This window comes from Youngiibacter multivorans, from assembly GCF_017873395.1.
GTDB classification, from domain to species: Bacteria; Bacillota; Clostridia; order Clostridiales; family Clostridiaceae; genus Youngiibacter; species Youngiibacter multivorans.
This window is the reverse complement of sequence record NZ_JAGGKC010000014.1, coordinates 78383-92571: the sequence shown is the minus strand read 5'-3', so window position 1 is coordinate 92571 and position 14189 is coordinate 78383. Positions and strand designations below refer to the sequence as shown.

Below are 14189 nucleotides of genomic sequence, written 5' to 3'. Positions count from 1 at the left end.
GGATCCCTTTTAATTTTTGCCATGTTTAAAACCTCCGATTTAAGATTATTATAATCTTAAGCCAGAGGTCCAAACACAAAATTTTCTACACTCTCTGATGATATATTGGGAGTTTACTTGTTGACTACGTTGATCGGACTTCCTGCTACAAACTTCTCCAGGTTGTCCACCGCTATGTCCATGAGCCTTTTTCTGCTTTCCTTTGGTGCCCATGCTATGTGCGGGGTGATTATCATGTTCTTCGCCTTAAGGAGCGGGTTGTCGTTCTTTATAGGCTCCGTCGCTACTACGTCGGATCCTGCTGCGAACACCTTGCCGCTTTCAAGCGCTTCCCTCAGGTCTTCCTCAACTATAAGCGGTCCTCTGGATGTGTTGATTATTATCACTCCATCCTTCATCTTCGCTATGTTGGCCTTGTTGATTATACCTTCGGTCTCCTTGAACAGAGGCACATGCAGGCTTATTACGTCCGACTCACCAAACAGTGTGTCAAGGTCAGCATATCTGCAGGTATCACTCTCAAGCTCAGGTATCTTGTAGCTGTCATATGCTATTACCTTCATTCCGAATGCCTGGGCTATCCTTGCGGTCGCCTGGCCTATCCTTCCGAAGCCCATTATGCCCATGGTCTTTCCTGCAAGCTCCATCAGTGGATACTTCCAGTAGGTCCAGTCCTGGTTGCTTGCCCATTCTCCCGCAAATACGGAGTCAGAGTGCGCTCCCACATGGTGGCATATCTCGAGCAGCAGTGCGAACACATACTGTGAGACTGCTGAGGTTCCATAGGTAGGTATGTTTGTTACAGCTATTCCGGCTTCCTTCGCTGCAGCCACATCAACCACATTGTAGCCTGTTGCCAGGACTCCAACGTACTTCATGTTCTTGCATGCAGCTATGGTCTCTTTTGTTATCGGAGTCTTGTTGACTATGACAGCATCGGCATCGCCGATCCTCTCAACAATCTTCTCAACTGGTGTCCTGTCATATACAGTCACCTCTCCAAGGTTCTCGAAACCTTCCCAGGAAAGGTCTCCCGGGTTTTCGGTGTATCCGTCAAGTATCACTATCTTCATATTCTTATACCTCACTCTTTAAAAAATATCCCTACAGCTATTATATCCTATTCCTTATCATGTAACAAAACAGGTCCAAGCTTCCGTGAATATCCTTAAAGTCATCGCTTTTAGTACTTCGCGTAATCCTTGTCGTTCTCGAGCTGCCTAAGAAGTTCCTTGGCATCCTTTACGCTGTAGTTCTCATGGATGATCTTCCTGAGTACTACTACAAGTGCAGTTATATCATCATATTCCCATACGAATCTGCCCATTGTTACTCCGCCAACTCCGCAGTCAAGCGCATCTCTTGTCATCTGAAGATAATCGTCAAGTGTTTTGCAGCTATCTCCGCCCTGGATTACTACTCTTGCAGGACATGACTCAATTACCTTGTGCATGCTTTCCATGTCACCGGTATAGGTCGTCTTGATTATATCTACACCAAGCTCAGCGCCTGCTCTTACGCAGTATGCTATGTTTTCCCACTTTGTCCTGTCTGCCGGTGCAACTGATTCTCCCTTTGGATAGATGTGGCCGATAAGTGGCATTCCAAGGCTCATACACTGCTTTGACATCATTCCGATGTCATGGATCTGCTGTGCCTGGAAGTCGCCTAACATCATGGCTCCAACTGATACTGCGTCAGCACCCATCCTGACTCCCTCTTCAGCATCACCAAATAATACATCCGATGTAGGATTAACTGGTGAGTAGCTGGAGCTCTTGAGAAGAAGTGATGCCTTTCCAGCATGCTTAGGCCAGCAAAGCTCTGCTATTCCCTTTGTCATTGTTATTGCATCGGGTCTTCCTGCCACTACCTTGTCTATTGTCGCCTGTATCGGAATAAGACCTGTCATGATTCCTCTCGAAATCGAGTGGTCCACTGTGATCGCCATCATCTTGTCGCTCTTAGGATTTACCAGTCTGCTCATTCTTACCGCTTTTCCAAGCATTGCCATTATATTTCCCTCCAAAACTTTTGTAGTTTGTTATTTTTCTTCTGCTTACGCTTCTATCATTATCTTCAAGCCTGAGCCATCAAGGAACTTCTCATAAGCCGCCTTGAAATCATCCAGCTTGTATACATGAGTCGCTATTTCGTCCAGGTCTATCTTCCCCGTCTTGACCATCTCTGCTGCTGCAAGGTAGTCGCTTCTCTTGTATGCGGTTGATCCGCATATGTTGAGCTCGTTGTAGTGTATGGTGTTTGCACTCATCTGGCTCATTCCGTCTCCTGCAAATCCGGCAAACAGACATACTGTTCCGCCCTTCTTAGCAAGGTTTATGGTTGAGTTCAGTATAGAAGGCACGCCTATTGCTACGATGATGACATCCACTCCAAGACCGTCAGTCTCTCTCATAACTATCTCGTTAAGGTTCTCGGATGTAGGATCTACGATTACGTCTGCACCCAGCGTCTTCGCCTTGTCCCTTCTCATCTGGTTTGGTTCGCTTATGATTACTTTGCTTGCCCCTGCAATCTTAGAGAGCTGGAGGTGCATGAGTCCGATTGGACCTGCTCCAACTACAAGCACAGTGTCATTGAATCCTGTTCCTGCATTTACCATGCCTCTGATACAGCATGCCAGAGGTTCAATTAGAGCTCCTGCAGTGCTCGAAACATGGTCAGGCATCTTTACAACATTACCTGCCTGGATAGCAATTCCCGGGATAGCCAGATATTCCTCGAAACCACCGTCGAACTGGTATCCTATGGCCTGTCTGTTGAGGCATGCATTTTCACGTCCGTTAAGACAGCTTGAGCAGGAACCGCATGGAATTACGTTTGCTATAGCTACTCTTTCACCAACTGCAAATCCCTTAACCTCAGAGCCAACCTCTGAAATCACTCCGCAAATCTCATGTCCTATGACTGAAGGATATCTTACATCCTTGGTCTTCTTGCCTTCAAGTATCCTTATGTCAGTTCCACAGATAGCCGCTTTCTCCATCTTTACCAGAAGTTCATCCGCCTTGATTACAGGCATCGGGATTTCCTTTGTAGTAAACATGTTTGGTCCTTCCAAAATTACTGCTTTCATTAATTTACCTCCATAGACAGTTCATACATAACAGCTCAATTTTTCGTATCGCTCGACTTGATTCAATTATACATCATGTTACAGATTTTACAATCGTTTTTGACTAAATAAATTCAGATTCATTCAATATAGTTCAGATTTTAAGTCATTTTTTGCCTGAAGCATTGAATTTTGGCAAATAAAATTGAGCTAATCAGCGCTCAAGCATAATCCCTCAAGAATTTGAACATTTTATTTCATGAATAATCCTTATTGCACAGCCATCTTCATGCAGAGCCGGTCCTTGTGCATCAGCTTATCAAGAGCAGGATAGAGCTCCCTGTATATTTCGTAGTTGCAGCGGTATTGGCTTTCATTGATCTCAACAGGAACTACCTCATGCATTAGGTTGCTGCAGGTAGGTACCGATTCAAGGGTATGATGTCCTGAAGCAATCGCTCCAAGCATTGCAGCCCCGAATGCGGATGAATTGGGTGCTTCGACTGTATTGAACGGTATCCCGAAAAGATCTGCCCTTATGCTCAGCGCAAGCTCGCTGCTTGACGCACCGCCCACGCACTTTACGCTTTCAGGGTCGATGTTCCATCTTTCCTTTGCTATGTTATACAGCTGATACATTCCATAGGCTGAGCTCTCATAAACGGCACGTACAAGGTCCGCCTTCCTCGTCTTGAGGCCAAGTCCAAAGAACACCCCGCAGGTATTCGAGTCGAATACCGGACTTCTTTCTCCTGAAAGGTAGGGCAGAAATACTACGCCGTTGGCCCCAGGTATGGATGTCCATCCGGCCTGTTCGATCTCCTCCACGCAGGTAAGTTCGGTAAACACATCGTTGATCAGCCAGTTTATCGCTGCACCAGTGGTAGACATCGCTCCATGGGCAAGCCATAATCCAGGTATGACATGGCTCCTGTTCATGAACGCCTTGTCAAAGACCGGTTCATCAAGGCATATGGTGAAAACTCCCGACGTACCAAGGCTTTCAAAAACATCACCCTGCTTCGTTATCCCAAGACCGAAGCTTGAAGCAGCAGTGTCAGCACTTCCGACTGCCACAGCTACATTGCTGTTAAGTCCGGTGATAAGGGCCATTTCAGGTGTCAGGGTTCCGACGCTCTCATAGGGAGTTATTATCGGAGGAAGCAGGTCTCTGTCGATTCCAAAGGCTTCGAGTAGCGAATCATCCCAATCCTTCGGCTTTCTTATATCAACCATGCCGGAGTAGGATGCTACGGTCGGGTCAGCAAAAAGGTTGCCAGTGAACTTTGCCGCAAGGTATGAATTTAGGTAAGCAAATTTGTGCACTTTCTCCCATACCTTTGGTTCATTTTCCCTTACCCACTCTATAAGAGCAGCTGAGCATGTGGATGAGCTTGGATTGTTACCCGTTCTCCTGAAGTACTCATCTTTCCCGCCGATTTTTTCGACATATCGTGAGACGATCTCAGTGCTGCGGTTATCAAGATAAAGTATTGCCGGCAGAAGCGGTGTCAACTCATCATCCAGAAACATTACGGTTGGTGATGTCACGCTGAAGCTGATAGAAGCTATATCTGATTCGTAGCCTCTCGATGCTATTCTCACCAGGGCGATCAAAGTATCAAAAAGGTTCATGGCATCAAGCTCCAGATGACCGTCATCGGATTTCATTATCACTGAATCCTCGATGACCTGTTTCACGAGCCTGCCTTCATGGTCGAAGAGGCAGGCTTTGATCTTGCTTGTTCCGATGTCAATGCCCATGTATACGGGTGTTTGCATTACGCACCTCCAAGTGTAGAAATCGGTACCGGTGCTGTAAGAGCTTAAACTGTCACTACCTCTACACCGGCTTCTATGAATTTTTTTCTGCTGCCATCGCTTATCCCGGTATCGGTAACAAGGATGTCAATCATGTCAGCGCTTGCAACCGAGACCATTCCAGTGAGTCCCACCTTACTGCTGTCAGTTACGCATATCAGCTGATGGCTGATCTCGATCATCTTCTTTGTTGCCGGGATAGCATCGTAGTCGTGCTTCGTTATTCCTTCCTTGTAGGTAAGGCCGCTGGCGCCGACCACACAGGCTTCCGCGTGAAGTCCTTCAAGTGACTTAAGTGCAAGCTCCCCATAAAAGTTACCTGCATCAGTCTTGAGCACCCCACCAACGAGGATCACATCTATGTTCTCTCTTCCCCTAAGCACGTTTGCAATATCCAGACTGTCAGTTATGACCCTTAAGAGCCTTGATGGCCTCAGGTTCCTTGCAACAGCAAGTGTAGTAGTTCCAGTATCAATGACAATGCATGCAGCATCCTGAACGAGACCGGCCACATATTGACCAATCCGTTCCTTTTCCTCAACGTATCGTTCAGATCGCGAGGTATAAGTCATTTCCTCATTCCTGAACTGGCTTCCGAGCACTACGGCCCCGCCATGGGTCCTCTGTATCTTACCTTCCGTCTCGAGCTCTATGAGATCTCTGCGCACCGTAGAAATCGATGAATTCAATATCCTTACCAATTCACCTATTGATATGTATTTGTTCTTTTCCATTTCCCTGATTATGATTTCGTGGCGTTCCGCAGCGATCATCTTTTTTTGCTCCTCCCAAATTTCCAATTAATTCCCTATCTAAAATATATGCCTTATCTTCCAACTATCCAAGTCCTGAACGGAAAAATCCAGGAATATTCTTTTAGATTGGGAACAGGAAGTTCAGCGGCCCCATGATGATTCCAGGGAATACTGCAAGTATTGCAAGTGACATAATCAGAATGATTATCCATGGCATTAGCTTTGGAACAATCTGTTCAAGCCTGAGACCAGTAACACTGGTAGCAGCATACAGACACACTCCGACGGGTGGTGTTATGAGTCCAAGAGCCAATGATAGCACAAGGAATACAACGAAGAACAGAGGATCCACTCCTACTGAAGTAACAGCTGGAAGAAGTATTGGCACCACTATGTAAATTGCAGCGGTAGCATCCATTATCATTCCAACAACAACCAGGAAAACAAGCACAACAAGCATTATGAGGACTGGGTTCGAAGTTAGGCTTGTTATTGAGGTCGCAATCTTTGCCGGCAATCCGTCAAACTCAAATATCCAGTTTGCAGACTTTGCAGTGACTGCTATGAAAAGTATTGTTCCAGTTGTCTTGGTGGTATTGATCAGAAGCCTCGGTATGTTCTTAAGCGTGAAGCCTTTGTATATGGTCAGCGATATTATAGTTGAGTATACAACAGCTATCGCCGCAGCCTCTGTTGGTGTAACAATTCCTGTGAACATTCCGATGAGGATTATTACTGGAACAAGCATAGCCGGGATTGAGATCAAAAGACTCTTGAAGAAAATTTCCAGGCTGAATTTCGACCTGTCTCCAATCTTATGCTTCTTGCAGTATAGGTGGTTATAAACCATGAAAACCACAGCAATCAGGATTCCTGGTATGACACCGCCCACAAGCGCCTTGCCCACCGATACGTTCGCAACAGAAGCTGCAACTATCATCAGTATGCTTGGAGGAATCATTGTGGCAAGTGTAGAAGTAGCTACTGTGATGGCAGCGGAGTATTCCTTGTCGTAGCCATGTTTTTCCATGGCACTCATTTCAAGGACACCAAGGCCCGCAACGTCAGCAACTGAAGATCCTGACATGCCTGCAAATATGAGGCTGGTAACGATATTGACATGACCGAGTCCGCCAGGCATCCAACCGACCATCGAATTAGCAAAGTTGAATATCTTGTCTCCAACTCCACCCTTGTCCATTATGTTTCCTGCAAGTATGAACAGCGGAACCGCAACCATTATGAAGCTGTTCATGGAGCTGAACATGGACTGGGAGATAAGAGTCAGGGGTATATCCGAGAACAGAGCCAGAGTCAGAACGCTTGAGAATCCAAGCGATACAGCAACCGGTATGCCAAGGAACATGAGTATAAAGAACAACGATATAAGGAATATGCTCATTGGGTTACCTCCGCTTTTGGTTTTACAAGACTTTCAATGTCTACAGTATGTGGGTGCAGTATCAGGGACTCAAGTAATCCGATTACGCACAGTATCCCAGAGACCGGAACGCTCGCTCCTATTATCCACATTGGAATCATAAGTGCCGAACCCATCTCGTTCATGTTGACCTGCTGCATCATCAGCTGAAATCCATATACAATCATGAATCCGAAAAATACCAGAGAAAAGAAAGTATACGTCCATTTGCTAAGCTTCTTTATGATTGGGGGTGCGTATCCAACCATTATCGTAACTCTGGCTGATTCGGAATTTCTGAAGCCCATCCCAATGCCAAGGAATATGATCCATATGAATATGAACCTTGTGCCCTCTTCGGTCCATGGAGCAGGATTTCCGAGCACTCTTCCGAGTATCTGGATAATTACTGTAACTACAATGGCACCTGCTGCGATTCCTGCAAGAGCATCGACTACCTTGTTCAATACGCCGACAAATTTGCTGAATCCTGCCTTCCAGGAGCCTTGATTGCTTTTTTCTTTCATGTCGTTCATCACATTCTCCTTAAATAAAGAGCAAGCCATAAGATATTCATTTATCATACGGCTTGCATCAAAGTACCTATTGCTTATTTCTTGCCTACAAACTCAAGTGTCTTGTTGAAGAATGCCTCATCGCCTACCAGTTCCTTGAACGTCGGGTAAAGCTTCTTTGATACATCAACGAACTGCTGCTGCTGTTCAGCTGTGATCTTGTTAAGTGTCATTCCCTTTGAAACAAGAGTGTCTATAGCTGTCTGATCCTGCTTGCTGTCGTAGTCAACCTTCCAGCCCTGCATTTCCATGGTCACTTCTTCAAGAACCTTCTTCTGTGCATCTGAAAGCTCGCCATATTTCTTAGTGTTGATTCCAACTATCCAGCCGTCAGCCATGTGGTTGGTGACTGATATGTACTTCTGAACTTCATAGAACTTAGCTGATACCGGAACATCCACAGGATTTTCCTGACCGTCTATGGTCTTCAGCTGAAGCGCGTTGTATACTTCTCCGAATGCCATTGGAGTTGGTATTGCTCCGGCTTCCTTGAAGAAATTAACCCAAAGCGGATTGTTAGGTACTCTCAGCTTAACGCCTGCAAGGTCTGCAGGTACTGTTATCGGCCTTACTGCATTTGTTATCTGTCTGAAGCTTCTGGTCCAGTAGCCAAGTCCTGTAATGCCCATTGTGCTGATGCTTCCAAGAAGCTCCTTGCCTGTTGCGCTGTTAAGGTAGCTTGTGAACTGCTTTGTGTCATCAAACAGGTAAGGTATGCTTATTGCATTGAACTTCTTCTCAAAGTTCGCATACAGAGAGGTTGAAAGAACAAGCATGTCCAGTGCTCCCGATCCAAGCTGCTTTACAGCTGCGCTTGGGTCTGCGCCATACAGCGAACCATTTGGATATACCTTTATCTTTATGGATCCGTTGCTCTTCTCAAGAACCTTCTTCGCAAATTCATTTGCAGCTACTGTTACAGATGAAGTATCAGGGTCAGGAGTCGACAGTGTGAATTCTATTGTCTTTTCAGTTGGTGCTGCCGAAGGACCTGTTGTACCTGTTGTTGTAGGTGTGGTAGGTGTCTTCGAGCCACATGCAGCGAGTGATACGGTGAGCATAGCCGCCAGAACAGCACTTAAAATTTTCTTCAATTTTGTTTCCCCCTTGAATTTTGATTGATAAACGAAAGATACAGCGAATTTTACCCTTTTTTGAACACATCCTTTTCAAAAGTATGTTGCCGTGAGTTTGATGTCATTTAGTGAATACATTCGAGCGACATCACTTAATAACTTGCTGTGTTTTGAACGATTACCTCTACTACTTGCTATTATACACAAATAAATAACGTTTTCAAGCACTATTTCATTTAAAATTGTTCAATTTCGTTTATTTTTATTTATTTGAAACCGATTATCAGCCAAAACCCATGTTTCCCATAGATTAGACCCAGCACAAGTCAATAATTCCCTATGATCCGGGTAAAGCAGCAGCAAGCTATACCATCTTAGCTAAATATGAAAAAAAGAAGCATGCCAGGTAATAGGCGATGCTTCTCAAAAAGGGTTTTTCACAGAGGTAAAACTGTGATGATATATTGGGAGTTTACTTGTTGACTACGTTGATAGGACTTCCTGCTACAAACTTCTCCAGGTTGTCCACCGCTATGTCCATGAGCCTCTTTCTGCTTTCCTTTGGTGCCCATGCTATGTGCGGGGTGATTATCATGTTCTTCGCCTTAAGGAGCGGGTTGTCGTTCTTTATAGGCTCCGTCGCTACCACGTCGGATCCTGCTGCGAACACCTTGCTGCTTTCAAGCGCTTCCCTCAGGTCTTCCTCAACTATAAGCGGTCCTCTGGATGTGTTGATTATTATCACTCCATCCTTCATCTTCGCTATATTGGCCTTGTTGATTATGCCTTCGGTCTCCTTGAACAGAGGCACATGCAGGCTTATGACGTCTGACTCACCAAACAGTGTGTCAAGGTCAGCATATCTGCAGGTATCACTCTCAAGCTCAGGTATCTTGTAGCTGTCATATGCTATTACCTTCATTCCGAATGCCTGGGCTATCCTTGCGGTCGCCTGGCCTATCCTTCCGAAGCCCATTATTCCCATGGTCTTTCCTGCAAGCTCCATTAGAGGATACTTCCAGTAGGTCCAGTCCTGGTTGCTTGCCCATTCTCCCGCAAATACGGAGTCAGAGTGCGCTCCCACGTGGTGGCATATCTCGAGCAGCAGTGCGAACACATACTGTGAGACTGCTGAGGTTCCATAGGTAGGTATGTTTGTTACAGCTATTCCGGCTTCCTTCGCTGCAGCCACATCAACCACGTTGTAGCCTGTTGCCAGGACTCCAACGTACTTCATGTTCTTGCATGCAGCTATGGTCTCTTTTGTTATCGGAGTCTTGTTGACTATGACAGCATCGGCATCGCCGATCCTCTCAACAATCTTCTCAACTGGTGTCCTGTCATATACAGTCACCTCTCCAAGGTTCTCGAAACCTTCCCAGGAAAGGTCTCCCGGGTTTTCGGTGTATCCGTCAAGTATCACTATCTTCATATTCTTATACCTCGATTCACGTCTTCAGTTTCCGTCAGACTGATTTTGCTTTAGTACTATATCTGAGGATTTTCAGGATGAAGCATCGTAGCTATTACTTTATCAAGCACGTCTTCTTCCCATATCTGTCTCCAGTCATCCCTGAGAACAAGCTTGTTTCCAAGTCCGATCGCTACCTTGCAGGCATCGGATACAGGTGTGTTTCCAAGGAATCCAAGGAAGTTTGCTGACAGATTGTATATGTGTCCTGAAAGGAATGATACTGCAGCTTCCTTCTGGATGCCCTTCTCAACTGCCTTGTTTACAGTCTCGGCCATTGCATAGAGAGCTGTTGCTCCAAGTATCTCAACAAGGGTAGGCTCAAGGAATGCTATATCCCTTATTCCCATTACAAAGCTATGCTCAACTGGTGCGAACATGAGCTCGCTCACGGTCCTGCACTGCTCAAACTTTGCATCATCCCCCTGGATCTTAGCCATTACTATGTCCTGCTTGCCGCCAAGTCCGCCGAAGTAGTCATGCCTTGCTTCGAATGAATCCTGGTCAAGGAAATATGAAGGGTGGCATGGATGTGTTACTGCAAATGTACAGTCGTCCCTGAGGGCAACTTCCCTCGCTACTGCCGCTGCGGGGTCAAGTATTACAAGTCCGCTTCCTGGTGTCATAAGGTCAACTACACCCTTGGATATAACATGGATAAGCGAGTCTGGAACAGCAAGGATCACTACATCTGATTTAGGTATGGCGACTTCCATAGGTGTAACCTCGAAGCCTCTTTCCTTTATGCTTTCAATTCCCCTTGCTCCGTTCTCAACGAAGTAAAGCTCTACCTTATCAAGTGCCTTTGCCAGGTTATTGCTTGTCCTGGTACCCATTTTCCCGCCTGCACCAACGACACTAACTACTATCTTGCTCATTTTCTTCCTCCTAATATGTTTTTTATCCTACAGGTTCTCTTGTACTGTCTTTGCTATGTTCTCTCCGCTGAAGCCATAATGATCGAGGACTTCATCAGCTGGACCTGATTCACCGAATGTCTCAAGAGCCATTCTCTTTACGAAGACCGGCTTGTTCTCGCAGGCAAGCCTGCTTATGTAGCTTCCGAGTCCTCCGTTGATATTGTGGTCTTCAACTGTCACTATCTTCTCGAACTTTGACATCAGGTCAATAAGCTTATCATTGTCCTTCTTGTAAAGTATGTTGACATCTGCAACAGTGACATTAACACCCTGCTCCTTCAGTATTTCAGCTGCCTTGAGGGCTCTGCTGAGTACGAATCCGCTTGAGAGAACCAGAGTATCTGTTCCATAGTCCTTAAGGACTGTGAAGCCTTCAGGATTGAATGGAGTCTCTACGTCATATACATCCACTTCTCTGCCGCTTCCGGCCCTGACATATACAGGTCCGTCTGTTGCTGCTGCAGCCTTGACTGCATGGTAGGTCTGGTTTCCGTCTGCCGGTGTGAATATGGTAAAGTTCGGAATGCTTGCAAGGATTGCAACATCCTCATAGAACTGATGTGTAACACCTTCACGCTCTCCACCATAAAGTCCTGCGTTGATTCCCACAAACTTTACATTAAGGTTCGGGTATGCAACGAAGGTCCTCATCTGCTCGCATGCTCTCATTGTCAGGAATCCTGCGTAGGTTCCAACGAATGGAATCTGTCCGCAGCTTGCAAGACCTGAAGCAACAGCAACTGAATTCTGCTCTGCTATGCCGACTTCAACATACGCATCCGGAAATTCATCTGCAAATCCTGTCGCTCTCATTGCCTTAAGAGAGTCAGGAGAAACGAACATAATCCTGTTATCGGTCCTTGCCATGTCAATCATGGCAGCCGCAAATGCTTCTCTTGTTCCTTTATATCCCATTATCTTGCACCTCCCAGAGTCTTTACCGCGATCGCATACTGTTCGTCGGTTGGAACTCCCTTATGCCAAGCGTTGTTGTCTTCCATATAATCAAGTCCCTTGCCCTTGATGTCATTGCATACTATGACTGAAGGCTGTCCCTTGACGCTCTTCGCAACCGCAATCGCATTCTTTATAGCATCAATGTCATGACCGTCAATAACCTGCACATGCCACTTGAATGAAGCGAACTTCTCTTCAGGATTGTTGCAGCCGATGGTCTTGTCAACACAGTCTCCGCTCTGCCAGTTGTTCTTGTCTACAAAAGCTATGAGATTGTCCAGCTTCTTGGCAGCTGCTGTGTTCGCACCTTCCCAGACTATGCCTTCCTGAAGCTCGCCATCTCCGAGGATAACAAACACGTTGTAGTCCTTCTTCGAATACTTTCCAGCTATGGCCATACCGACACCTATTGAAAGTCCGTTGCCAAGTGATCCGGAGGTCATGTCCACACCGGCTGCCTTACCCATTACAGGGTGTCCCTGGAATCTGCTTCCAAGAGCCCTGAGCTTGAAGTCGCCAACCGGCTCTCCATAATAGCCCTTCTCCGACAATGCCGCATAGTATATGGGGCATGAATGTCCCTTTGAAAGTATGAACCTGTCCCTGTCTTCCCAGTTCGGACTCTTAGGGTCGAGTCTCATCTCGTCAAAATAGAGTGTAGCTACTATGTCTGCTATCGAAAGTGCTGGACCAGGATGTCCATCCTTGCCTTCATAGACCATCCTTACAGCCTCAAGCCTAAGGTGATCCGCCACTTTTTTAAGTTCTTCTGTGGTCATATTATTCCCTCCTCGAAATATTGTTCATTTGATTGAAAGAATCATAAAGATTCTAGACTGCAAAACCAAGTACTGACGGCAGCCAGGTTATGATAACCGGGAAGAATGTCATCAGTATGAGTGCAATTGTTTCCGCTATCAGGAATGGCATTATCTTCGTACTAATCTGCTCGATCGTTGACCCCGATATTCCAGTAGCAACAAACAGGTTGACTGCCATAGGCGGTGTGATCATTCCTATTGAAGTGTTTATTATGATAATTATTCCCAGCGCTATCGGGGACATTCCCAGTGATACAGCTATAGGAAGAAGAATCGGAGTTACCAGAAGAATTATCGCCTGTGTCTCAAGGAACATTCCCAGGAACAGGAGTATTGCGTTAATCATAAGTAACAGAATGTACTTGTTGCTGAACAATCCTAATACCGATGATGCTATCATGGTAGGGATGTTCTGGTTTGTCATGAACCATCCGAACGGAGCCGAAAGGCTTACAACAAAGAGTACGATCGCTGAGCTTACTGCTGATTTGTAGAAAATTCCATACAGGTCCTTTACCTTAAGCTCCTTGTACACGAACACGCTTATGATCAGAGCGTATACGCAGGATACAGCAGCTGATTCAGTTGGCGTGAAAAGCCCTCCGTATATTCCACCGAGAATTATCACAGGCATGATCAGTGCCGCAAGAGCTTCCCAGAAGGATAGGACAATGTGCTTTACCGTGACCTTCGTATTATCTGGTTCATCATACTTTCTGTTCAGCTGAAGATTTACAAGGATAAGCACTCCAGCAAGTACAAGTCCTGGCACAACTCCTGCTATGAACATGGTTCCAACAGACACTGATGCAGTTACCGCATATGTTACCATCGGTATGCTTGGAGGAATTACGACTCCGAGCGTTCCAGCAGATGCAGCTACCGCAGCCGCCTGCTCCTTCGGATATCCCTTTTCCTTCATTCTGGGAATTGTAAGACCTCCGATAGCAGCGACAGTTGCAGGATTTGATCCTGATATTGCACCAAAGAAGGCTGATGCAACTACAGTGATTACAGATAGCCTTGCAGGAACCCTCCTAAGCAGGATTTCGAAGAAGCCTATGAGCCTCTTGGATATTCCGCCCTTCTCCATCAGATTTCCAGCAAGAATAAAGAAAGGAACTGCCATAAGTGTGAAGTTGTCCGCCTGCGTGAACATCCTCTGAGGAACAACCGGAAACAGGTTCAGGTTGCCGGTTGAAAATATACCTGCCACTACTGCGACTCCCAGGCTAAGTGCTATGGGAACTCCCAGTATGAGCATTATAACCAATACCCCGAAGAGCAATCCTACCAT

At 45.9% G+C, this 14189-nt stretch carries 14 protein-coding genes; all 14 read right to left on the bottom strand.

Translation table 11 applies throughout. The features are described 5' to 3' along the window. Nucleotides 1–113 precede the first annotated feature (113 nt). The 14 genes from J2Z34_RS09460 to J2Z34_RS09400 all read right to left on the bottom strand — a co-directional run bounded on the left by J2Z34_RS09460 (nucleotide 114) and on the right by J2Z34_RS09400 (nucleotide 14189). Nucleotides 114–1073 (bottom strand): D-2-hydroxyacid dehydrogenase, encoded by a 960-nt coding sequence (locus tag J2Z34_RS09460; RefSeq protein ID WP_209459617.1) that lies wholly within the window; start codon nucleotides 1071–1073, stop codon nucleotides 114–116. Nucleotides 1074–1183: 110 nt separating this feature from the next. Next, nucleotides 1184–2014: a class I fructose-bisphosphate aldolase gene (locus J2Z34_RS09455; protein WP_209459616.1), complete on the bottom strand. Its 831-nt coding sequence runs from the start codon at nucleotides 2012–2014 to the stop codon at nucleotides 1184–1186. Nucleotides 2015–2059: 45 nt separating this feature from the next. Beyond that, on the bottom strand, nucleotides 2060–3097 hold the full coding sequence (locus tag J2Z34_RS09450) for a zinc-dependent dehydrogenase (RefSeq protein WP_209459615.1): 1038 nt from the start codon (nucleotides 3095–3097) through the stop codon (nucleotides 2060–2062). Nucleotides 3098–3346: 249 nt separating this feature from the next. Beyond that, the gene (locus J2Z34_RS09445) at nucleotides 3347–4858 is read right to left on the bottom strand and encodes a xylulokinase (protein ID WP_209459614.1); all 1512 of its coding nucleotides are present in this window, start codon (nucleotides 4856–4858) and stop codon (nucleotides 3347–3349) included. Between the two features lie 44 nt (nucleotides 4859–4902). Next, nucleotides 4903–5631, bottom strand: coding sequence for a DeoR/GlpR family DNA-binding transcription regulator (locus J2Z34_RS09440; RefSeq protein ID WP_209459613.1), 729 nt, complete (start codon nucleotides 5629–5631; stop codon nucleotides 4903–4905). Further along, on the bottom strand, nucleotides 5600–5734 hold the full coding sequence (locus J2Z34_RS17745; RefSeq protein WP_280922316.1) for a hypothetical protein: 135 nt from the start codon (nucleotides 5732–5734) through the stop codon (nucleotides 5600–5602). Before J2Z34_RS17745 ends, J2Z34_RS09440 begins: the two co-directional genes overlap by 32 nt. Nucleotides 5735–5773: 39 nt before the next feature. After that, the gene (locus J2Z34_RS09435; RefSeq protein WP_209459612.1) at nucleotides 5774–7054 is read right to left on the bottom strand and encodes a TRAP transporter large permease; all 1281 of its coding nucleotides are present in this window, start codon (nucleotides 7052–7054) and stop codon (nucleotides 5774–5776) included. Continuing rightward, nucleotides 7051–7608: a TRAP transporter small permease gene (locus J2Z34_RS09430; RefSeq protein ID WP_209459611.1), complete on the bottom strand. Its 558-nt coding sequence runs from the start codon at nucleotides 7606–7608 to the stop codon at nucleotides 7051–7053. Before J2Z34_RS09430 ends, J2Z34_RS09435 begins: the two co-directional genes overlap by 4 nt. A gap of 74 nt (nucleotides 7609–7682) precedes the next feature. Next, nucleotides 7683–8741, bottom strand: a complete 1059-nt coding sequence (locus J2Z34_RS09425) for a DctP family TRAP transporter solute-binding subunit (RefSeq protein WP_245250597.1) — start codon at nucleotides 8739–8741, stop codon at nucleotides 7683–7685. A gap of 454 nt (nucleotides 8742–9195) precedes the next feature. Further along, nucleotides 9196–10155 (bottom strand): D-2-hydroxyacid dehydrogenase, encoded by a 960-nt coding sequence (locus tag J2Z34_RS09420; protein ID WP_209459610.1) that lies wholly within the window; start codon nucleotides 10153–10155, stop codon nucleotides 9196–9198. 56 nt (nucleotides 10156–10211) lie between these two features. Continuing rightward, nucleotides 10212–11072, bottom strand: coding sequence for a phosphogluconate dehydrogenase C-terminal domain-containing protein (locus J2Z34_RS09415; RefSeq protein ID WP_209459609.1), 861 nt, complete (start codon nucleotides 11070–11072; stop codon nucleotides 10212–10214). Between the two features lie 27 nt (nucleotides 11073–11099). Continuing rightward, nucleotides 11100–12029 (bottom strand): transketolase family protein, encoded by a 930-nt coding sequence (locus J2Z34_RS09410; RefSeq protein ID WP_245250596.1) that lies wholly within the window; start codon nucleotides 12027–12029, stop codon nucleotides 11100–11102. Further along, nucleotides 12029–12850, bottom strand: a complete 822-nt coding sequence (locus J2Z34_RS09405; RefSeq protein ID WP_209459608.1) for a transketolase — start codon at nucleotides 12848–12850, stop codon at nucleotides 12029–12031. The genes J2Z34_RS09410 and J2Z34_RS09405 overlap by 1 nt, the downstream gene beginning before the upstream one ends. Before the next feature lie 52 nt (nucleotides 12851–12902). Beyond that, on the bottom strand, nucleotides 12903–14189 hold the full coding sequence (locus J2Z34_RS09400; RefSeq protein ID WP_209459607.1) for a TRAP transporter large permease: 1287 nt from the start codon (nucleotides 14187–14189) through the stop codon (nucleotides 12903–12905).

Excerpts from the sequence above, each read along its gene's own strand:
- J2Z34_RS09460 (WP_209459617.1), bottom strand. The coding sequence starts at position 1,073 with ATGAAGATAGTGATACTTGACGGATACACCGAAAACCCGGGAGACCTT.
- J2Z34_RS09455 (WP_209459616.1), bottom strand. The coding sequence starts at position 2,014 with ATGGCAATGCTTGGAAAAGCGGTAAGAATGAGCAGACTGGTAAATCCT.
- J2Z34_RS09450 (WP_209459615.1), bottom strand. The coding sequence starts at position 3,097 with ATGAAAGCAGTAATTTTGGAAGGACCAAACATGTTTACTACAAAGGAA.
- J2Z34_RS09445 (WP_209459614.1), bottom strand. The coding sequence starts at position 4,858 with ATGCAAACACCCGTATACATGGGCATTGACATCGGAACAAGCAAGATC.
- J2Z34_RS09440 (WP_209459613.1), bottom strand. The coding sequence starts at position 5,631 with ATGGAAAAGAACAAATACATATCAATAGGTGAATTGGTAAGGATATTG.
- J2Z34_RS09435 (WP_209459612.1), bottom strand. The coding sequence starts at position 7,054 with ATGAGCATATTCCTTATATCGTTGTTCTTTATACTCATGTTCCTTGGC.
- J2Z34_RS09430 (WP_209459611.1), bottom strand. The coding sequence starts at position 7,608 with ATGAACGACATGAAAGAAAAAAGCAATCAAGGCTCCTGGAAGGCAGGA.
- J2Z34_RS09420 (WP_209459610.1), bottom strand. The coding sequence starts at position 10,155 with ATGAAGATAGTGATACTTGACGGATACACCGAAAACCCGGGAGACCTT.
- J2Z34_RS09415 (WP_209459609.1), bottom strand. The coding sequence starts at position 11,072 with ATGAGCAAGATAGTAGTTAGTGTCGTTGGTGCAGGCGGGAAAATGGGT.
- J2Z34_RS09410 (WP_245250596.1), bottom strand. The coding sequence starts at position 12,029 with ATGGGATATAAAGGAACAAGAGAAGCATTTGCGGCTGCCATGATTGAC.
- J2Z34_RS09405 (WP_209459608.1), bottom strand. The coding sequence starts at position 12,850 with ATGACCACAGAAGAACTTAAAAAAGTGGCGGATCACCTTAGGCTTGAG.
- J2Z34_RS09400 (WP_209459607.1), bottom strand. The coding sequence starts at position 14,189 with ATGGTAGGATTGCTCTTCGGGGTATTGGTTATAATGCTCATACTGGGA.